This window comes from Janthinobacterium aestuarii (assembly GCF_046113285.1).
In the GTDB taxonomy this organism is placed as follows: Bacteria; Pseudomonadota; Gammaproteobacteria; order Burkholderiales; family Burkholderiaceae_D; genus Janthinobacterium.
In genome coordinates this window covers 633398-652578 of sequence record NZ_CP142524.1, presented here as the reverse complement: position 1 = coordinate 652578, position 19181 = coordinate 633398, and the positions used below count along the sequence as shown (strand labels likewise).

At 62.7% G+C, this 19181-nt stretch carries 17 protein-coding genes; 8 read left to right on the top strand and 9 right to left on the bottom strand.

What is annotated here, in order from left to right; all coding sequences use genetic code 11:
- Positions 1-149 precede the first annotated feature (149 nt).
- Entirely contained in the window at positions 150-1766 is a 1617-nt protein-coding gene (locus OX462_RS02920) for a GMC family oxidoreductase (RefSeq protein ID WP_409027734.1), read from the top strand.
- Between the two features lie 118 nt (positions 1767-1884).
- Positions 1885-3216 (top strand): MFS transporter, encoded by a 1332-nt coding sequence (locus tag OX462_RS02915; RefSeq protein ID WP_409027733.1) that lies wholly within the window; start codon positions 1885-1887, stop codon positions 3214-3216.
- A gap of 64 nt (positions 3217-3280) precedes the next feature.
- Here the strand turns inward: OX462_RS02915 and purM are convergent, their stop codons facing one another.
- Entirely contained in the window at positions 3281-4324 is a 1044-nt protein-coding gene (gene purM / locus OX462_RS02910) for a phosphoribosylformylglycinamidine cyclo-ligase (protein WP_034788683.1), read from the bottom strand.
- A 188-nt stretch (positions 4325-4512) separates the two neighbouring features.
- Between purM and OX462_RS02905 the strand changes: the two genes are divergently transcribed.
- From OX462_RS02905 to panB, 6 genes are all read left to right on the top strand, one after another.
- Entirely contained in the window at positions 4513-5595 is a 1083-nt protein-coding gene (locus OX462_RS02905; protein WP_326458754.1) for an AI-2E family transporter, read from the top strand.
- A 76-nt stretch (positions 5596-5671) separates the two neighbouring features.
- The gene (gene hda, locus OX462_RS02900) at positions 5672-6340 is read left to right on the top strand and encodes a DnaA regulatory inactivator Hda (protein WP_058048421.1); all 669 of its coding nucleotides are present in this window, start codon (positions 5672-5674) and stop codon (positions 6338-6340) included.
- Positions 6340-7011 (top strand): histidinol-phosphatase, encoded by a 672-nt coding sequence (locus tag OX462_RS02895; protein ID WP_070220747.1) that lies wholly within the window; start codon positions 6340-6342, stop codon positions 7009-7011. Before hda ends, OX462_RS02895 begins: the two co-directional genes overlap by 1 nt.
- Positions 7004-8383 (top strand): polynucleotide adenylyltransferase PcnB, encoded by a 1380-nt coding sequence (pcnB, locus tag OX462_RS02890; RefSeq protein ID WP_230501830.1) that lies wholly within the window; start codon positions 7004-7006, stop codon positions 8381-8383. Before OX462_RS02895 ends, pcnB begins: the two co-directional genes overlap by 8 nt.
- Positions 8383-8859, top strand: coding sequence for a 2-amino-4-hydroxy-6-hydroxymethyldihydropteridine diphosphokinase (gene folK, locus OX462_RS02885; protein WP_409027732.1), 477 nt, complete (start codon positions 8383-8385; stop codon positions 8857-8859). The genes pcnB and folK overlap by 1 nt, the downstream gene beginning before the upstream one ends.
- A 108-nt stretch (positions 8860-8967) precedes the next feature.
- Positions 8968-9843 carry a 3-methyl-2-oxobutanoate hydroxymethyltransferase gene (panB, locus tag OX462_RS02880; protein WP_175445216.1) on the top strand — a complete coding sequence of 292 codons (876 nt, stop codon included), beginning with the start codon at positions 8968-8970 and terminating at the stop codon, positions 9841-9843.
- Positions 9844-9849: 6 nt separating this feature from the next.
- Here the strand turns inward: panB and OX462_RS02875 are convergent, their stop codons facing one another.
- The 8 genes from OX462_RS02875 to OX462_RS02840 all read right to left on the bottom strand — a co-directional run bounded on the left by OX462_RS02875 (position 9850) and on the right by OX462_RS02840 (position 19141).
- Entirely contained in the window at positions 9850-10182 is a 333-nt protein-coding gene (locus OX462_RS02875; protein ID WP_409027731.1) for a helix-turn-helix transcriptional regulator, read from the bottom strand.
- 1 nt (position 10183) lies between these two features.
- Positions 10184-11476 (bottom strand): type II toxin-antitoxin system HipA family toxin, encoded by a 1293-nt coding sequence (locus OX462_RS02870; protein ID WP_254679545.1) that lies wholly within the window; start codon positions 11474-11476, stop codon positions 10184-10186.
- A gap of 175 nt (positions 11477-11651) precedes the next feature.
- Positions 11652-13139, bottom strand: a complete 1488-nt coding sequence (locus tag OX462_RS02865) for an aldehyde dehydrogenase (RefSeq protein ID WP_070290895.1) — start codon at positions 13137-13139, stop codon at positions 11652-11654.
- Between the two features lie 30 nt (positions 13140-13169).
- Positions 13170-14021, bottom strand: a complete 852-nt coding sequence (locus OX462_RS02860) for an ABC transporter permease (RefSeq protein ID WP_409027730.1) — start codon at positions 14019-14021, stop codon at positions 13170-13172.
- Complete coding sequence (locus OX462_RS02855) at positions 14018-14947, bottom strand: ABC transporter permease subunit (RefSeq protein WP_409027729.1); 930 nt, start codon at positions 14945-14947, stop codon at positions 14018-14020. The genes OX462_RS02860 and OX462_RS02855 overlap by 4 nt, the downstream gene beginning before the upstream one ends.
- Before the next feature lie 7 nt (positions 14948-14954).
- Positions 14955-16103 carry an ABC transporter ATP-binding protein gene (locus tag OX462_RS02850; RefSeq protein ID WP_409027728.1) on the bottom strand — a complete coding sequence of 383 codons (1149 nt, stop codon included), beginning with the start codon at positions 16101-16103 and terminating at the stop codon, positions 14955-14957.
- A 195-nt stretch (positions 16104-16298) separates the two neighbouring features.
- Positions 16299-17759 carry an aspartate aminotransferase family protein gene (locus OX462_RS02845; protein ID WP_409027727.1) on the bottom strand — a complete coding sequence of 487 codons (1461 nt, stop codon included), beginning with the start codon at positions 17757-17759 and terminating at the stop codon, positions 16299-16301.
- Between the two features lie 11 nt (positions 17760-17770).
- Complete coding sequence (locus tag OX462_RS02840) at positions 17771-19141, bottom strand: glutamine synthetase family protein (RefSeq protein WP_035822563.1); 1371 nt, start codon at positions 19139-19141, stop codon at positions 17771-17773.
- Positions 19142-19181: the final 40 nt, after the last annotated feature.

Here is a 19181-nt window from a genome sequence, read left to right as displayed (position 1 = left end):
CTCGCGTATGCGGCGGTTTCCGCTTGTCCCGGTGCTGCGCGTCTTTTATAAATGGAACCAGACGTTCCAAAAATAATCAATAAAGACCAGTGTATCGCAAAAAACGCCCGCCGAGGCAAGCTGATACCGCAACGCAGGAGACAAGCACCATGTTGCAAACACACTACGATTACATCGTCGTCGGCGCCGGTTCCGCCGGCTGCGTGCTGGCCAACCGCCTGTCGCACGACAGCAACCACCGGGTATTGCTGCTGGAAGCTGGCGGCAAGGACAACAATCCCTGGATACACGTGCCGGTCGGCTATTTCAAGACCATGCACGACCCGAAGCTGGACTGGTGCTACCGTACGGAAGCGGACGCCGGCATCGCCGGGCGCCAGTTGCAATGGCCACGCGGCAAGGTCCTGGGCGGCTCCAGCTCGCTCAACGGCTTGCTGTATGTGCGCGGACAGAAAGAGGATTACGACCGCTGGGCCGAACTGGGCAACGCAGGCTGGAGCTATGCCGAGGTGCTGCCCTACTTTAAAAAATCGGAAGACCAGGAACGCGGCGCCAGCGATTACCACGGCGTGGGCGGCCCGTTAAAAGTGTCGGACCTGCGGCTGCGCCGTCCCATCGCAGAACACTTCATCGCCGGCGCCACGGAAAGCGGCATCCCCTTCAATGCCGACTACAACGGCGCCACGCAGGAAGGCGTCGGCTACTTCCAGCAGACGGCCAGCAAGGGCTTGCGCTGGAGCACAGCCAAAGCCTTTTTGCGGCCCGCCCGCAAGCGCGCCAATCTGCGCGTGGAAGTGCGCGCGCAAATCACGCGCGTGCTGTTCGAGGGCAAGCGCGCCGTCGGCATCGAGTTCCGGCAGGATGGCCAGCTGCGCCAGGCGCGCGCCAGCGGCGAAGTGATTTTATGCGCGGGCGCCATCGGCTCGCCGCAAATCCTGCAATGCTCGGGCGTCGGGCCACGCACGCTGCTCGAGCAAGTGGGCGTGCCGCTCGTGCACGACTTGCCCGGCGTGGGACAGAACCTGCAAGACCATCTGCAAATCCGCCTCGTCTTCAAGACGCGCCTGAAAACCCTGAACGATGAAGTCAACAGCCTGTGGGGCAAGCTGTGGGTGGGCATGCAATATGTGTTTTCCCGCTCCGGCCCCCTCACTCTGGCAGCCAGCCAGGTGACGGTATTTACCCGATCCTCGCCCGAAGTGGAGCGGCCCGACATCCAGTTCCACATGCAGCCGCTGAGCGCCGACAAGCCGGGCGAAGGCGCGCATCCGTTTTCCGCGTTTACGTCGTCCGTGTGCCAGCTGCGTCCGCACAGCCGCGGCCACGTGTCGATCAAGTCCGCCGATCCCCTCGCCTACCCTGGCATTTATCCCAATTACCTGTCCGACCCGCGCGACCAGCAAACGGCGATTGCCGCCCTGCGCGTGGCCCGCAGGATCGCCGCCGCGCCGTCGCTGGCACCGCACATCATTTCAGAGTTCGTGCCCGGCCCGCAGTTCGAGACGGATGCGCAGCTGCTGGATGCGGCGCGCCGCTTCAGCCAGTCGATCTATCACCCGAGCGGCACCTGCAAGATGGGCCACGACGCCATGGCCGTCGTCGACGAGCGCCTGCGCGTGCACGGCATGCAGAACCTGCGCGTGGTCGACGCGTCGATCATGCCGGAAATCGTCTCGGGCAATACGAACGCGCCCACCATCATGATCGCCGAAAAAGCGGCCGACATGATCCTGGCGGACGCCGTGCGGCTGCCGCAGGCAGCCTGACCCACCCATTCCATTCCCGACAAGGAGGATGTCAGCGGCGGGCAGGCGGCCCCGCCTCCAATGACCCGGCGACAAGCCAGGCATCAAACACATAATCGATATCGATTGGAGACTAGATATGGACAACAATCCCAGCAATCCGAAAAAAGCCCAAGAGCTGCGGAAAGTCGTGATGGCCAGCGTGATCGGCGCCACCATCGAGTGGTACGACTTCTTTTTATACGGCGTCGTCGCCGGCATCGTGTTCAGCAAACTGTATTTCCCGGGCGGCGATCCGCTCGTCTCGACCATGCTGGCCTACGGCACCTTCGCCGTGGGCTTTCTGTCGCGTCCCATCGGCGGCGTGATCTTCGGCCACTTCGGCGACAAGATCGGCCGCAAAAGCATGCTGGTCATGACCCTGATGATCATGGGCATCTCCACTTTCCTGATCGGCGTGCTGCCCACCTATGACCACATCGGCTACTGGGCGCCGGGCCTGCTGCTGTTCCTTCGCGTGCTGCAAGGCATCGGCCTCGGCGGCGAATGGGGCGGCGCCGTGCTGATGGCGTATGAATATGCGCCCCCAAAAGAGCGCGGCTTCTACGCCAGCCTGCCGCAGATCGGCCTGGCCATCGGCCTGTGCCTCGCCTCCGGCGTGGTGGCCATCCTGTCGTACAGCCTGACGGACGCGCAATTCCTGTCCTGGGGCTGGCGCGTGGCCTTCATCCTGTCGGCGGCCCTCGTCTTCATCGGCATGTGGATACGTCTGAACGTGATGGAAACACCCGAGTTCCAGGCCGTCAAGGAAAAGAACGCGGAGACGCAGATTCCATTCTTCGACCTGCTGAAGCGCTATCCGGGCAATGTATTAAAAGGCATGGGCGCGCGCTATATCGACGGCGTGTTCTTCAATATCTTCGGCGTGTTTTCCATCACCTATCTGACCAACACCATCAAGATAGACCGCACGGAAGCGCTGATGGGCGTGATGGCGTCGGCCGTCGTGATGTGCTTCTGCATCCCCTTCTTCGGCCGCCTGTCGGACCGCATCGGCCGCAGCAAGGTGTTCTTCCGGGGCTCCCTGATCACGGGCGTGTCGGCCATCCCCGCCTTCTGGATCATGCTGCACCACGCCGGCAATCCGCTGCTGCTGTGGTGTTCCGTGATCATCCCGCTGGGCGTGCTGTATTCGGCCGTGTACGGCCCGGAGGCGGCCCTCTTCTGCGACCTGTTCGACGCCAGGGTGCGCTACACGGGCATCTCCTTCGTGTACCAGTTCTCCGGCATCTTCGCCAGCGGCCTGACGCCCATCATCGCCACCTACCTGCTCAAGACGGGCAATGGCGAGCCGTGGCACATCGTCGGCTACATCCTGTTCGCCTCCCTCGTCTCGGCCGTCAGCGTGGCCATGATCGGCAAGGGCGGCTCGCAACCGGACGGCCGCATGAAGACGGCGCACGCGCGGTAAGACATCCGGGCGTAAAAAAGGCAGGCCTCTTCCGAGCGCCTGCCTTTTCCATGCGTGCTGAAACTTAGATCACGATCGTCTGGTGCTCGTCGCCCACGCGGGCGCGGATGGTGCCGATGCGCGAGACGGTTTCGCCGGCCGCTTGCAGCTGGGCAATGGCGGCGTCCGCGTTTTCCTGCGAAACGATGACGGTCATGCCGATGCCGCAGTTGAAGACGCGGTGCATCTCGGCGTCAGCCACGCCGCCGTGCTGTTGCAGCCACGTGAACAGCGGCGGCATGGTCCATGCCTTCGAGTCCAGTTCGGCCACCAGGCCAGGCTGCAGCACGCGCGGGATGTTTTCCACCAGGCCGCCGCCGGTGATGTGCACCATGCCCTTCACTTCCATAGCGTCCATCAGCGCCAGCAACGGCTTGACGTAGATGCGCGTCGGCTGCATCAGCACGTCGGCGAGTTTACGGCCGTGGAAGTCGCCTTCCAGGTCCGGCTTCGCCACTTCGATGATCTTGCGCACCAGCGAGTAACCGTTCGAGTGCACGCCCGACGAGGCCAGGCCCAGCACCACGTCGCCCGGGGCGATCTTGGTGCCGTCGATGATTTTCGATTTTTCCACGGCGCCGACGGCAAAACCTGCCAGGTCGTATTCGCCGGCCGGGTACATGCTCGGCATTTCCGCCGTTTCGCCGCCGATCAGCGCGCAACCCGCTTGTTCGCAACCCTGGGCGATGCCCTTGATGACGTCGGTGGCGATGGCCACGTCCAGCTTGCCGCAGGCAAAATAATCGAGGAAGAACAGCGGTTCGGCGCCTTGCACGAGGATGTCGTTGACGCTCATGGCGACGAGGTCGATGCCGACCGTGTCGTGGCGGTTCAGTTCGAACGCCAGGCGCAATTTCGTGCCCACGCCGTCGGTGCCCGAGACCAGCACCGGTTCCTTGTACTTCTTGCTGATTTCAAACATGGCGCCAAAACCGCCCAGGCCGCCCATCACGCCTTCGCGCAGGGTGCGCTTGGCAAACGGCTTGATTGCTTCGACTAAAGCGTCGCCTGCGTCGATATCGACGCCAGCGTCACGGTAGGAAAGGGAAACATTAGAAGTCTGGTTCATGGTGTGGTGGCAGCGGAGGCGGTAAAATAGAAGGCGGATACCCGCCGGCACGCGCGCGCAAGCATGTTTTTCAACATCGTGCGGCAGGGCGCCAGCGGGTGAATTCGGTCGATCAAGACGCTATTTTATCAAACTGCCCCGCCATTTCGTAATTAACTGCCTTTTTTTAACGCAACAGCACAAACTACATGCCATTCGCCATCACCGCCGAACAGAAGCAAACAGCATTTTGGATCGCGGTCTGGCTGGCATTCTTGCTGCTGCTCGTCAGCCTGGGCCCCATCCTGACGCCCTTCCTGGCCGCCGCCATCCTCGCCTACGTGCTCAATCCCGGCGTGGACCGCTTGCAGCGCCTGCATTACCGGCGCTTTTACGTGCCCCGTCCGCTGGCCGTGCTGGTCGTCGTAGTGTTGTTTTTCCTCGCCATCACGGCGCTCGTGCTGATCGTCGTGCCTGTGTTGCAAAAGGAAATCCCGCTGCTGCAGGCGCAGATTCCGCAATTCCTGAGCAAGGCGAACGAGTTCCTGGCGCCGAAACTGCGCGACCTGGGCATCCGCGTACGCCTGGACGGCACGGGCATCAAACGCATGCTGAGCCAGCAGATGGCCACCAGCGGCGATGAAATCTGGAGCACGGTACTCGCCTCGGCCCGCATCGGCGGCACGGCCGTGCTGGGCTGGCTGGCCACCGTCGTCTTGATTCCCGTGGTGCTGTTCTATCTGTTGCTGGACTGGCATCCCATGCTGGCGCGCATCGCCGGCGCCGTGCCGCGCCGCTGGGTCGGCCGTACGGTGGGCATGGCGCAGGAAGTCGACACCCTGCTGGCGCAATACCTGCGCGGCCAGTTGCTCGTGATGCTGGTGCTGGCGACCTATTACTCGGTGGCGCTGGCCATCGCCGGTTTTGAAGTCGCATTGCCTGTGGGCATCATCACGGGCTTGCTGGTGTTCATCCCCTACCTGGGCTTCGGCCTGGGCCTGATGCTGGCGCTGATCGCCGCCCTGCTGCAGTTTGCCGACTGGAGCGGCGTCATCGCCGTGGCCGTCATCTATGGCTGCGGCCAGGTCATCGAGGGCTTTTTCCTCACGCCGCGCCTGGTGGGCGAGCGCATCGGCCTGAACCCGCTGGCCGTGATCTTCGCCTTATTGGCTTTCGGACAATTGTTCGGTTTCGTCGGCGTTTTGCTCGCTTTACCCGCTTCTGCCGTCCTGATGGTCGCTTTTAAGCATCTAAGACGCCACTACCTCTCCAGCAGCTTCTATAATACCTAGTAAAAGCGGATATCATATCAACCTAGCAATACCACGATGCACATGCAGTAATGAAAAACAGGACAAGGCGTACGCCATGAAACAACTGGTGCTCGATTTAGGCACAGACCAGGCGCACAGCCTCGATACCTTCGAGGTGGGACAGAATGCCGAAGTGGCGCAGCTGATGCGCCAGTTCGCCGCGCGCACGTCGCGCGAACATTTTGCCTACCTGTGGGGCGAACTGGCCGCCGGCAAGAGCCACCTGCTCAAGGCACTGGCCAGCACCGAGCGCGCGCGCTACATTTCGCCATTCTCGATCGAGTCCGAATTCGTGTATTCGCCCGACGTGGACCTGTACCTGCTCGACGACTGCGAAAAGCTGTCGCCGCTGGCGCAGATCGACGCTTTTGCCCTGTTCAATGAAATCCGCGCCAACAAGGCGTTCATGGTGTGCAGCGGCGCCGTGCCGCCGGCCGTGCTGCCCGTGCGCGAAGATTTGCGCACGCGCATGGGCTGGGGCCTGATCTACCAGATCCACGGCTTGACGGACGATGAAAAAATCGCCGCCCTGACCCAGGCGGCCACCACCCGCGGCTTGACCTTGTCGCCCGGCGTGTTACCCTATCTGCTGTCCCATTTCCGGCGCGACATGCGTTCGCTGTCGACGATGCTGGACTCTCTCGACCTCTACTCCCTGGAAACCCAACGCCCGATCACCTTGCCATTGTTGCGCGAGTTGCTGCAGGCGGAAGCGAAAGAATGATGAATCTGGCCCTGTTTGACCTCGACCACACCCTGCTGCCCATCGACTCGGATCACGAGTGGGGCGAATTCCTGGTACGCATCGGTGCCGTGGACGCCGCCGAATTCACCCGCCGCAACGACGAATTTTTCGCGCAATACCAGGCCGGCACGCTCGATCCGGTGGAGTACCTGGAATTCTCGCTCGGCACCCTGGCGCAATTCCCGCGCGAACGCCTCGAAGCGCTGCACCGCCAGTTCATGGCCGAAGTGGTCTTGCCGGCCATCCGCCCGGAAGTCGTTGCCCTGCTGAAACAGCACCAGGACGCGGGCGACCTGCTGGCCATCGTCACGGCCACCAACCATTTCATCACCAAACCCATCGCCGATGCACTGGGCGTCGAGCACCTGCTGGCTGCCATGCCCGAATATGACGACGCAGGCAATGTCACCGGCAAGCTGCTGGGCACGCCGACCCTGGGCGCGGGCAAGCTGACCCACACCCACGCCTGGCTGGAAAAGATGGGCAAGGAACTGGGGCAGTTCGAGCGCAGCTATTTTTACAGCGATTCGCACAACGATATTCCCTTGCTGTCGGTCGTGACCCACCCGGTCGCGACCAATCCCAACACCGCTTTGAGCGCACACGCATCCCTCCACGGCTGGCCATCACTCCACTTATTCAATGATTAAAAAATTCATCCGCAAGATCCTCGGCGTTAAAAAAGAGGCAGCGCGCGACACCACGGCACCCATCGTGCTCGGTCCTGCGCAACACGGAATCGATCCGAAACTGGTATCGTCGAATGCCATCCGCGTCACCAGCAGCCTGCAGGAAGCGGGCTTCGAGGCCTTTGTCGTCGGCGGCGCCGTGCGCGACCTGCTGCTGGGCGTCAAACCCAAGGACTTCGACATCGCCACCAACGCCACGCCGGAACAGGTCAAGCGCTTGTTCCGCCGCGCCTTCATCATCGGCAAGCGCTTCCAGATCGTGCACGTGATGTTCGGCCAGGATTTGCTGGAAGTGACGACCTTCCGCGGCGCCGGCGCCGATTCGGCGCCCAAGGATGAACATGGCCGCGTCCTGCGCGACAACACCTTCGGTTTGCAGCACGAAGACGCGCTGCGCCGCGACTTCACCATCAACGCCATGTACTACAACCCGGCCACGCAGGAAGTGCTCGATTACCACGGCGGCGTGGAAGACATCCGCGCCAAGACCTTGCGCATGATCGGCAAGCCGGAAGAGCGCTACCGCGAAGACCCCGTGCGCATGCTGCGTGTGGTGCGCTTCGCCGCCAAGCTGAAATTCACCATCGAGCCGCACACGGCCGCGCCGATTCCCGTCATGGCGCCGCTGATCAACAACGTGCCGGCGCCGCGCGTGTTCGATGAAATGCTGAAACTGCTGATGAGCGGCCACGCGCTGGCCTGCCTGCAGCAGCTGCGCAAGGAAGGCTTGCATCACGGCCTGCTGCCGCTGCTCGACGTGGTGCTGGAACAGCCGCTGGGCGCGAAATTCGTCACCCTGGCGCTGGACGCCACGGACCAGCGCATCGCCGCCGGCAAGACCGTCTCGCCGGGCTTCCTGTTTGCCTCGCTGCTGTGGCACCAGGTGCTGGAAAAATGGACGGCCTACCGCGCCGCCGGCGAGTCGACGATTCCCGCGCTGCACCTGGCGGCCGACGACGTGCTCGATTCGCAGACGGAAAAACTGGCCTTGCAGCGCAAGATCGGTTCCGACATGCGCGACATCTGGTCGATGCAGCCCCGCTTCGAGCGCCGGGTCGGCAAGGCGCCGTACAAACTGCTCGAGCACCTGCGCTTCCGCGCCGGCTACGACTTCCTGCTGCTGCGCTGCGCCTCGGGCGAGATCGACGCGGACATCGGCGAATGGTGGACGGCCTTTTATGAAGGCGACGAGGAAACGCGCGAAGCGCTGCTCGTCAGCGCCAATGCCGCGCCGGGCGCCGTCAAGAAGAAGCGCCCGCCGCGCCGCAGCACGCGCAGCAAGACGGGCACAGGCGGAGGAAGCACCACCACCGGCAGCAGCAGCGGCGAATAATGTCAGTGATCGCTTACATCGGCATCGGCGCCAACCTGGGCGACGCGCGCGCGAATGTGCAGGAGGCGATCGCGCGTCTGGCGCACCTGCCCGGCGCCAGCTTGCTGGACGCCTCGGCCAGCTACCGCACGGCACCCATCGATTCCAGCGGCGACGACTACATCAACGCCGTGGCGCGCATCGCGACCACCCTGCCGGCGGAGGAACTGCTGCTGGCCCTGCACGCCATCGAGGCGGCGCACGGGCGCGAACGGCCCTACCGCAACGCCCCGCGCACCCTGGACCTGGACTTGCTGCTGTACGGCGATGCACAGATCGCCAGCGCCACCCTGACGGTACCGCATCCGCGCCTCACCGAGCGCGCCTTCGTGCTGGTGCCGCTGCTGGCCCTGGCGCCGGCCATCGCCGTGCCCGGCCTCGGCCCGGCGCAAGGCTACCTGGCGGGCGTGGCAGACCAGGCCATCAGCCAGCTCTGAGCGCCGCGCGGCATTGCTCTACAATGCCGCCCCTGCACGCCGCCCTATAAAGTACTACACTAGCGGCGTCGCAATAGCATCACCCCCCTTTCACTCTAGAGAATACCTATGTCCGCTTATTTGCAAGGAACAGATCTGGCCGCAAAAGACAAGGCCGCCACACCGGCGCCGGCGCCATCCAAGCCTGTCGCCAACAAGGCCGTGACCATCCATACCCTGGCCACGTTGCGCGCCGCCGGCGAAAAGATCTCCATGCTGACCTGCTATGACGCCAGCTTCGCGTCGCTGATGGACCGCTGCGGCGTGGAAATCCTGCTGATCGGCGATTCGCTCGGCATGGTCTGCAACGGCCTGAACTCCACCCTGCCCGTCACCGTGGCCGAACTGGCTTACCACACGGCTTCCGTCGCGCGCGGCAGCAAGTCGGCCATGATCCTGTCCGACCTGCCGTTCGGCGCATACGGCACGCCTGAAACGGCTTACGCCAACGCCGTCATCCTGATGCAGGCGGGCGCGCACATGATCAAGATCGAAGGCGGCGCCTGGCTGGCCGAGACCGTCCGTTTCCTCACCGAGCGCGGCATCCCCATCTGCGCCCACATCGGCCTGACGCCGCAATTCGTGCACCAGCTGGGCGGCTATAAGGTGCAGGGCAAGAGCACGGAAAGCGCCGCCGAGCTGAAAAACGACGCACTGGTGCTGCAAAACGCGGGCGCCGCCATCGTGCTGATGGAAGCCATGCCGTCGCAGCTGGGCAAGGAAGTGACCGACATGCTGACGATTCCCACCATCGGCATCGGCGCCGGCCCAGACTGCTCGGGCCAGGTCCTCGTCATGCACGACATGCTGGGCGTCTTCCCAGGCCGCAAGGCGCGCTTCGTGCGCAACTTCATGGAAGGCGCGGCCAGCATCGACGACGCCGTCACCGGCTATGTCAAAGCCGTCAAGGACGGCAGCTTCCCGGCGCTGGAACACTGCTTCTGATCTAGTCTATTGAGGTGATATCGCCCCGGCACTCGCCGGGACGATTTTTTTTTCGCGCAGCGTTTCTGTCCGTACAAAGGCCACCTCCAGGCCAAAGAATTGCCCGATACGGTTCAGCGTCTGGATGGTCGGGTTGCCCTTGCCGCTCTCGATCTCCTTGATAACCTTCGTGCTCACGCCCCGATGCGTCGCAAACTCTGCCTGCGTCATGCGCGAGATGGCGCGCATTTCCTTGACGGCATGCTGTAGCGTGACGGCTCCTGCTTCAATGGCTTCGTAAAGCACTGCCCTGCGCTGCCGCAACTCTTCCTTGTCAACGGTCTTTTTCGTACGCGCCATGTCAGTGCTCTCCCAATGCCTTGAGCTGTTCGATCTGCCCGGCGATATGTGGCCGGAGGAAAGCAATGATGTCATCATCCACGCCAGCCTCCCGCATATGCTGTTCCAGCGCAACCAGGTGCTGGGAAAATCCGTATAGCGCGAGGCGGATCTGCTGGCGCTCCACGTCCGGCATGCCGATCGTAGCCAGTATCGTCGTCCAGTCATGCAGCTCGTTTTTGGTATCCGGGTGATACCAGCGCGCCGCGCGTGGTATGCCATCCGGGTCCAGGTACATCGGTGCAAAATCGAACAGCGGCGTGAGGCGCACCTCGGCACCAATTTGCTGCACCGCCGTATTGCGTGCGTGATTATCGGTATTGCGCATGGCCAGGTTCAAGATATCGCGTTTGAGAAATTCGATGGTTTCCGCAGTCTTGTCGCTGACGACGGCGCGCAGCGCCTGCAATAGGTCGAACTGGCTGGGCGTGGCTTCAAAGCCGACGATACCTGCCAGCGAAGCGGCGCTTTCCTGATGCAGTCGCAGCACTTTTCCATCGAGGATGCGGCGGTCAAAACGGGGAATGAACAAAGTATCGTCCTGGTAGCGCAACTGGCCTTCGGTGCGCAAGCCCACCGCGCGCGCCACAGTCATGTATGCGGCCTCATTCCGCAATACCTTGGCGTCGCTGGCGGTCTTTCCGCGCGGACGCTTGACGATGAAATGGGCAGCCGCGTCCTGGTCCGCCAGGGCGCCATCGGCATGCCAGAGACCGGCATGGTCAGTGGTCAGCAGATATTTCGGCGCCGCTCCTTGCACCCCCAGACTGCCGGCGGCCAGCATGCCATGCATCAGCATGCGCTCATTGAAGGCATCGCCGCGACCTATGATCTCGTCCAGTGAAAAGCCGCTCAGCGGCTTGCCCTGGTCATGGCGATGCATATGTTGTGCGTAGTACTGCACGGCCTCGGCAATGCGCACGCGCCCGACGGGATTGAACGCGCCGGCGCACATCAGAGGAAAATCGGCAGCCGGACCATCGGCCAGCTGCAGCTGCCCAAGCAGATATGTCCGTCCGCTTCCCTGGGGAATCAGGTCAAAGATAAAGGCTGGCCATTGCGCCAGCTTCTGCATCTCTGCCGTGACGGGAAAACGCAGCGAGACAGGCCCACTCTCAAGCTTGAAGAAGGCATAATCGAGGTCATACTCGAACAGGGCAGCGGTACGTGGATTGCCGCCTGCAGGCTCAAGCAAAGTCAGCGATGCGCAATCGTGCCACGCATCATCATGAAAAATTTGAAAATGGCATTGCATGGCCGCTCCAATTGGATCTTATAGTAGCTAATTGTGTTCAGTTTATCCTTAAATTAGCACTTATACGATCCAAATTTTAGCAAGTGCAGCGCCATGAAAAATTTAATAGCACCTAAAAGGACTATTTTAAGCCGAAAATACTCTTAATTAGCCCTTTTAAGCACCCTTATAGAAATTATCCCACCTGTATCCACGTCGTCTTCAGCTCCGTGTACTTGTCCAGTGCGTGCAGCGACTTGTCGCGTCCGTTGCCCGACTGCTTGTAGCCGCCGAACGGCACGGTAATGTCGTCGCCATCGTACTGGTTGACGTGCACGGTGCCCGCGCGCAGGGCGCGCGCCGTCTGGATGGCCTTGCTGATGTCCGAGGTCCACACGGCCGCCTGCAAGCCGTACGGCGTGGCGTTGGCCTGTTGGATGGCTTCGGCGATATCCGTAAAGCCCAACACGGACAGGACGGGCCCGAAGATCTCTTCGCGCGCGATCGTCATGCCGGCGTCCACGCCGAAGATGGTCGGCTGCACGTAATAGCCTCCCGTATCAAGGCGCACGGCCTCGCCGCCGCCCAGCAATTGCGCGCCTTCGTTCTTGCCGGACGCGATATAGCCCATCACTGTTTGCATCTGCGTGGCGTCGACGATGGCGCCCATGACGGTGGCTTCATCGAGCGGATCGCCCGGCTGGAAGCGGGGCAGCATGGCCAGCGCCTTGGCGAGGAATTTTTCCTTGATCGATTCTTCCACGAACAGGCGCGAAGGCGCATTGCAGCTTTCGCCCTGGTTGAAGAAAATGGAGCCGACGGCGGCCGCCACGGCCTTGTCCAGGTCCGGACAATCGGCGCACACGATGTTGGCGGACTTGCCGCCCAGTTCCGTCCACGCCCGTTTCAGATTCGACTGGCCCGCCATCTGCACGATCAGTTTCCCCGTGCGCGTGGAACCCGTAAAGCCGATGCAATCGACGTCCATGTGCAGCGCCAGCGCGGCGCCGGCCTCGTTGCCGTAGCCGGGCAGCACGTTGAACACGCCCGCCGGCACGCCCGCTTCCAGCGCGATGTCGGCCAGGCGTAGGGCCGTCAGCGGCGATTTTTCCGACGGTTTCAATATCACGCTGTTGCCGGCCGCGAGGGCGGGCGCGATCTTCCAGGCAGCCATGATCATCGGGTAATTCCACGGCACGATGGCGGCGACGACGCCCACCGGTTCGCGCGTGATCAGGGCCAGGCTGTTGGCGGGCGTCGGGGCGATTTCATCGTAGACCTTGTCGATCGCCTCGCCATACCAGCGCAGGCAGTTGGCCGTGGCGCCCACGTCCACGCTCTGGCTGTACTTGATCGGTTTACCCATGTCCAGGGTTTCCATCAGGGCCAGCTCGGGACCGTATTTCTGCACCAGGTCGGCGAACTTGATCAATACCCGCTTGCGCTGCGCCGGCGATTTCCCGGCCCAGCGGCGGTCGTCAAAAGCGGCGCGCGCGGCCTGCACGGCCGCCTCCACGTCGGCGCCGTCGCAGCGGGCCACCTGCCCCAGCAGACGCCCGTCGATGGGCGACAGGTTGTCGAAAGTCCGGCCTGACCTGGCCGCGACCCGTTCGCCGTTGATGAAGGCGCGCCCATCGATCTTGATCTCTGCGGCCCGTGCATGCCAACTGGTGTTTTCCGTCATGGTCGTCTCCTGTGTCAGTTTACAAGCAGCTTACTCCTGGTCCGCCGAATACGCCGCGGACATCTGCTTGCGGCGTCTGCGGTCGGCGCGCGCCAGCATCACGGCATACACGATCACGGCAATCGTCACGACGAGGATCGTCAGCGCCGCGATGGCGTTCACGCGCGGGTCAAGCCCCAGGCGCGCGCGCGAGAAGATCACCAGCGGCATCGTCGTCGAACCGGGGCCGGACAGGAAAGCGGAGAGCACCACGTCGTCCAGCGACAGGGTAAACGTCAGCAGCCAGGCAGACGCCAATGCCTGCGTGATGTTCGGCAGGGTCACGAGGAAGAACACCTGGTGCGCGCGGCAACCGAGGTCCATGGCCGCTTCGGCCAGCGACTTGCTCATTTCCTGCAGGCGCGATTGCACCATCACGGCCGCATACGCCATGCCCAGCAAGGTGTGACCGAGCCAGATGGTCAGCACGCCCCGCTCGGGGAAACCGAAGACCTTTTGCATGGACACCAGCATCAGCAGCAGGGACAGGCCGATGATCACTTCCGGCATCACCAAGGGCGCGCTGACCATGGCGGAAAACACCGTGCGGCCGCGGAAGCGCTGGTAACTGCTCAAGGCAAAGGCGGCAAAGGTGCCGAGGATGACGGACGAGGTGGCCGACATGAAGGCGATCTTCAGGGATAAACCGAAGCCCGAGATGATTTCCGCATCGCTCATCAACTCGCTGTACCAGCGCAGCGAAAAGCCGCTCCACACCATGTCCTGGCGCGAGCTGTTGAACGAGAAGACGATCAGCACGATGATGGGCAGGTACAGGAACAAATAGCCCAGCGAGAGCCAGCCGCGCCCGAACCAGCGCTGCAGGAAGGTACGTCCGTTCATGTGCGCTCCTCCGCGTCCTGGTCGGTCTTGTATTTGTTAAAAATGGCCATCGGCACGAGGATCAGCAGGATCACCAGCACCGTCACCGACGAGGCCATGGCCCAGTCGTTATTCGTGAAATACTCATCCCACAGCACCCGGCCTATCATCAGGGTTTCCGGGCCGCCCAGCAGCTCGGGAATCACGTATTCGCCGACGGACGGAATGAACACCAGCATGGCGCCGGCGATGATGCCCGACTTCGACAGCGGCACGGTGATGCGCCAGAACGCCTGCAGGGGCGTGGCGCCCAGGTCGGCCGCCGCTTCCAGGAAGCGCACATCCATTTTGACCAGATTGGCGTACAGGGGCAGGATCATGAACGGCAGATAGGCATACACCATGCCGACGACCAGCGAAAACGAGGTGTTCATCATGTGCAGCGGTTCGCTCACCACGCCCAGCGCGATCAAGAGATCGTTGAGCAAGCCGTGGTTGGCCAGGATGCCCTTCCACGCATACACGCGCAGCAGGAACGAAGTCCAGAACGGCAGCATCACCAGCATCATCAGCACGGGGCGGATGGCCGGCCTGGCGCGCGCCATGAAGTAGGCGAACGGGTAGCCGATGAACAGGCAAATGGCCGTGGTGATGGCCGCGTACTTGATGGAACTGAGGTAGGTGAGCAGATACAGTTCGTCGGCGGCGATGAACAGATAGTTGGCGATTTTGACCTTCAGCACGACGATGCCGTCGACATACGACAGCAAGCCGCCGAACGGGCTGCCCGCCGTGTCCATGTCGGACAGGCTGATACGCAGCACGATCAGGAACGGTATTAAAAAGGCGGCCGTCAGGAACAGCGCGGGCACGGCGATGACGGCGGTGCGCCCAGTGACCCAACGCAGGGTGACGAGCTTGCGCAGCGATTGCAAAATGGACGTCATGATGGCCTCAGCTGGTCAGCACGACGATGTCGGCGCCATCCCACCACACCCACACGCGCTGCTCGCGCTCGAGGCGCGCGGCGTCGTGGCGGGCCGCGTTGGTGCGCGAGACTTTCACCACCGTGCCGCTGTCGAGGTGCACGTGGTAGCTCGTTTCATTGCCAAAATACGCCATGGCGACGATCACGCCCTGGGCGCAGTTGTAGCCGTGTTCCGCTGGCGCAGCCCGTTCTTCCAAGGCGGGCGGTTCGGTCTGGATGCCGATCTTTTCGGGGCGCACTGCCACCGAGACATCCATGCCCAGGTTGCCCGTGATGCCATGCGCGACATAGTGGCGGCCATCGGGCGTGTCGATGATCACGTGATCGGGTTCGTCTTCCGTGATGCGGCCGTCGAACAGGTTGACGCTGCCGATGAAGTCGGCGACGAAGCGGCAGTTCGGCGTCTCGTAGATTTCACCGGGCGCGCCCACCTGCAGGATGCGCCCTTCACTCATGACGGCGATGCGCGTGGCCATGCTCATGGCTTCATCCTGGTCGTGCGTGACCATCACGCACGTCACGCCCACCTGCTCGATGATGTTGACCAGTTCCATCTGCGTGCGTTCGCGCAGTTTCTTGTCGAGCGCGCCCAGCGGCTCGTCGAGCAGCAGCAACTGCGGACGCTTGGCCAGGCTGCGCGCCAGCGCCACGCGCTGCTGCTGCCCGCCCGACAGCTGGTGCGGCTTGCGCTTCGCGTACTGGCCCAGCTGCACCAGCGCCAGCATCTGCTCGACCCGCGCCGCCACTTCCGCTTTCGGCAAGCCGTCGCGGCGCAGGCCGAAAGCGATGTTGTCCCACACGGACAGGTGGGGGAACAGCGCGTACGACTGGAACATCATGTTGATGGGCCGCTGGTGCGGCGGCACGTCGACGATGCTGTTGCCCGCCAGGGCGATGCGCCCCGAGGTCGGCGTCTCGAAACCGGCCAGCATGCGCAGCAGGGTCGACTTGCCGCAGCCTGAACTGCCCAGCAGGGCGAAGATCTCGCCCTTGTTGATCGTCACGGAAATGCCATCGACGGCGCGCACGCCATCGAATTCCTTGACCAGCTGATCAATCAGCAAGAAAGGCGCTTGGGCGTCGCTGGCCGACGCGGCAGGTGTTGCTATCGTCATGTGGGTGCTTTGGGTAAGAGGGTGTCAAAATGAAAAACTGGCCACTACAGGAGCGGCCAGGATGGAAGTTTAGCGGAACTGCCGCCTTTGCGGTCCAAAAAATGCATAGATGCTGCTTATTTGGGTAAAAACCCAACGGCAAAGACTGGGGTCAGACCCGGCGGGTCTGACCCCGGTATTTAAGCCAGCTCAGAGCTAAACCCAGCCCTTCGCTTTCACGTCCGCATACGTCTTGTCCAGGCACAGCCGTATCAAGCCCACCATTTCATCGATCTGCGCCCGCGTCATGACCAGGGGCGGGGCGACGATCATGCGTTCGCCCACGGCGCGCATGATGACGCCGTTGTCGAACATATGGCCGCGGCAGATCATGCCCACGCCCTGGCCCTCGTCGAACAGCTCGTTGTCGTGCACGGTGGCGCCCTTGCGGCGCACCAGGTTCAGGCCCGCGACCAGGCCGCAGCTGTCCGCATAGCCGACCAGCGGATGCTCGCCCAGGCTGGCGAAGCACTGCTTCAGATACGGCCCCGTGTCCTCGGCCACCTTCGCCACCAGCTGCTCTTCCTCGATGATGCGGATGTTTTCCAGCGCGGCCGCGCAGGCCACGGGGTGACCGGAATAGGTAAAACCGTGCGTGAATTCGCCGCCCTGCTCGATCAATACCTTGGCCACCCTGTCGCCCACCAGCACGCCGCCCAGGGGCACGTAGCCCGAGGTGACGCCCTTGGCGAACGTGATCAGGTCGGGCTTGATGCCGAACAGCTCGGAGCCGAACCAGCGCCCCAGGCGGCCGAAGCCGCAGATGACTTCATCGGCGATGAGCAAGATGCCGTACTTGTCGCAGATGCGCTGGACCTCGGGCCAGTAGGTCGATGGCGGGATGATGACGCCGCCGGCACCCTGCACCGGTTCGCCGATGAAGGCGGCCACCTTGTCGGCGCCGATTTCGAGGATCTTGTCTTCCAGCCAGCCAGCCGCTTTCAAGCCGAAGGCTTCCGGAGACAAGCCGTGGCCCGATTCCAGGTAATTGGGCTGGCCGATATGCGCGATGCCGGGTATCGGCAAGCCGCCCTGCGCATGCATGCCGTCCATGCCGCCCAGCGATGCTCCCGCCACCGTGCTGCCGTGATAGGCGTTGTGGCGGCTGATGATGGTGTGACGCTCCTTGTAGCCGAGGATATCCCAGTAGCGGCGCACCATGCGCAAATTCGTGTCGTTGCCTTCCGAGCCGGAACTGGTGAAGAACACGTGCTGGAACTGCGGCGGCGATATCTGCGCCAGCTTGGCCGCCAGCTGCGCGGCCGGCACGTTCGTCGTGCCAAAGAAGCTGTTATAGAAGGGCAGCGTCTCCATCTGTTTGTACACGGCTTGCGAGATCGACGTGCGGCCGTAGCCCACGTTCACGCACCACAGGCCCGACATGCCGTCGACGATCTTCTTGCCCTGGCTATCCCACAGGTAGACGCCGTCGCCGCGCACCATCACCCTGGCACCCTTGCTTGCCAGGTCCTGGAAATCGGTGAACGGATGCAGGTAGTGGGCCGAGTCCATTTTCTGGATGGCGGCCGTGTCGTACACCTGCGGCGCCGCGTTCTTTTGCGCCACGGACGATACAAAAGCGGCGCTCGGCGCCAGCGGATTGTTGGATGTGCTCATGCGTGTTCCTTTTAAACGTGTAATAACAGGTGTTCGCGCTCCCACGGACTGATGACGGTCATGAATTCCTGGTGCTCCAGGTCCTTGATCGCTGCATACACGTCGATGAAGCGCTCGCCCAGCACCGTGCGCAGCTTGTCTTCCGCGCGCAGCAGCTGCAGGGCCTCGGGCAAGCCTTGCGGCAGCTCGAATTTCATGTCGTAGGCGCTGCCCACCATCATCGGCGTCGCTTCCAGCTGCTCCGTCATGCCGAGATAGCCGCAGGCCAGCGTGACGGCCAGGGCCAGGTAGGGATTCGCGTCGGCGCCGATGATGCGGTTTTCCACGCGGCGGTCCTGCACGCCCGACTCGGGCACGCGGAAGCCCACCGTGCGGTTGTCCAGGCCCCACTGGATGTTGATCGGCGCGGCCGTGTGGCGCACGATGCGGCGGTAGGAATTCACGTAGGGCGCGACGATGGCCATGGCCGACGGCATGTAGCGCTGCAGGCCCGCGATGTAATGCTTGAAGATGGGCGCGGCCGAACCGTCCTCGTTGCTGAAGATGTTCAGGCCCGTCTTCGCATCGACGACGCTCTGGTGCACGTGCATGGCGGAACCCGGCTCGCCCGCCATGGGCTTGGCCATGAAGGTGGCGTACATATCGTGTTTTAAGGCCGCTTCGCGCAAGGTGCGCTTGAAGAAGAAGACCTTGTCGGCTAGGCCCAGCGGATCGCCGTGCAGGAAGTTGATTTCCATCTGCCCCGCGCCGATTTCGTGGATCAGCGTATCGACGTCAAGGTTCATCAGTTCGCAATAATCGTAGATGTCCTCGAACAGCGGATCGAACTCATTGACGGCGTCGATGCTGTACACCTGGCGGCTCGTTTCGGCCCGGCCGCTGCGCCCGATGGGCGGCTTCAATGGCAAGTCGGGGTCCGTGTTTTTCGCCGTCAGGTAGAACTCCAGCTCCGGCGCCACCACGGGCTTCCAGCCCTTGTCCGCATACAGTTTCAGCACGCGCCGCAGCACGGAGCGGGGAGCAAAATCGACCAGCGCGCCATCGGCAAAATAGCAGTCGTGGATGACTTGCGCGGTGGGGTCCGTAGCCCACGGCACCATGGTGATGGTGGTGGGATCGGCCTTTAAAATCATGTCGCGGTCGGTGCTGGAAATGGCGCGGTCGTAGCCGCCATCGTCGACCGGGTAATTGCCCGTCACCGTCATGCCCAGTACCGCTTCCGGGATGCGCATGCCGCGTTCCTGGGTGAATTTCCCGCGCGGCAGGATCTTCCCCCGCGCCACGCCCGTCAAGTCGGGTACCAGGCATTCAATTTCCGTGACGCGCTTTTCATTGAGCCACAAATCCATATCCGTATAAGTGAAATTTTCGCGTATTGCCATGTTTCCCTCTCGCTGGTCTTGATCAAACACCGCGTACTGC

Coding starts and splice junctions, on each gene's coding strand:
- OX462_RS02920 (WP_409027734.1), top strand. CDS start 150: ATGTTGCAAACACACTACGATTACATCGTCGTCGGCGCCGGTTCCGCC.
- OX462_RS02915 (WP_409027733.1), top strand. CDS start 1,885: ATGGACAACAATCCCAGCAATCCGAAAAAAGCCCAAGAGCTGCGGAAA.
- purM (WP_034788683.1), bottom strand. CDS start 4,324: ATGAACCAGACTTCTAATGTTTCCCTTTCCTACCGTGACGCTGGCGTC.
- OX462_RS02905 (WP_326458754.1), top strand. CDS start 4,513: ATGCCATTCGCCATCACCGCCGAACAGAAGCAAACAGCATTTTGGATC.
- hda (WP_058048421.1), top strand. CDS start 5,672: ATGAAACAACTGGTGCTCGATTTAGGCACAGACCAGGCGCACAGCCTC.
- OX462_RS02895 (WP_070220747.1), top strand. CDS start 6,340: ATGAATCTGGCCCTGTTTGACCTCGACCACACCCTGCTGCCCATCGAC.
- pcnB (WP_230501830.1), top strand. CDS start 7,004: ATGATTAAAAAATTCATCCGCAAGATCCTCGGCGTTAAAAAAGAGGCA.
- folK (WP_409027732.1), top strand. CDS start 8,383: ATGTCAGTGATCGCTTACATCGGCATCGGCGCCAACCTGGGCGACGCG.
- panB (WP_175445216.1), top strand. CDS start 8,968: ATGTCCGCTTATTTGCAAGGAACAGATCTGGCCGCAAAAGACAAGGCC.
- OX462_RS02875 (WP_409027731.1), bottom strand. CDS start 10,182: ATGGCGCGTACGAAAAAGACCGTTGACAAGGAAGAGTTGCGGCAGCGC.
- OX462_RS02870 (WP_254679545.1), bottom strand. CDS start 11,476: ATGCAATGCCATTTTCAAATTTTTCATGATGATGCGTGGCACGATTGC.
- OX462_RS02865 (WP_070290895.1), bottom strand. CDS start 13,139: ATGACGGAAAACACCAGTTGGCATGCACGGGCCGCAGAGATCAAGATC.
- OX462_RS02860 (WP_409027730.1), bottom strand. CDS start 14,021: ATGAACGGACGTACCTTCCTGCAGCGCTGGTTCGGGCGCGGCTGGCTC.
- OX462_RS02855 (WP_409027729.1), bottom strand. CDS start 14,947: ATGACGTCCATTTTGCAATCGCTGCGCAAGCTCGTCACCCTGCGTTGG.
- OX462_RS02850 (WP_409027728.1), bottom strand. CDS start 16,103: ATGACGATAGCAACACCTGCCGCGTCGGCCAGCGACGCCCAAGCGCCT.
- OX462_RS02845 (WP_409027727.1), bottom strand. CDS start 17,759: ATGAGCACATCCAACAATCCGCTGGCGCCGAGCGCCGCTTTTGTATCG.
- OX462_RS02840 (WP_035822563.1), bottom strand. CDS start 19,141: ATGGCAATACGCGAAAATTTCACTTATACGGATATGGATTTGTGGCTC.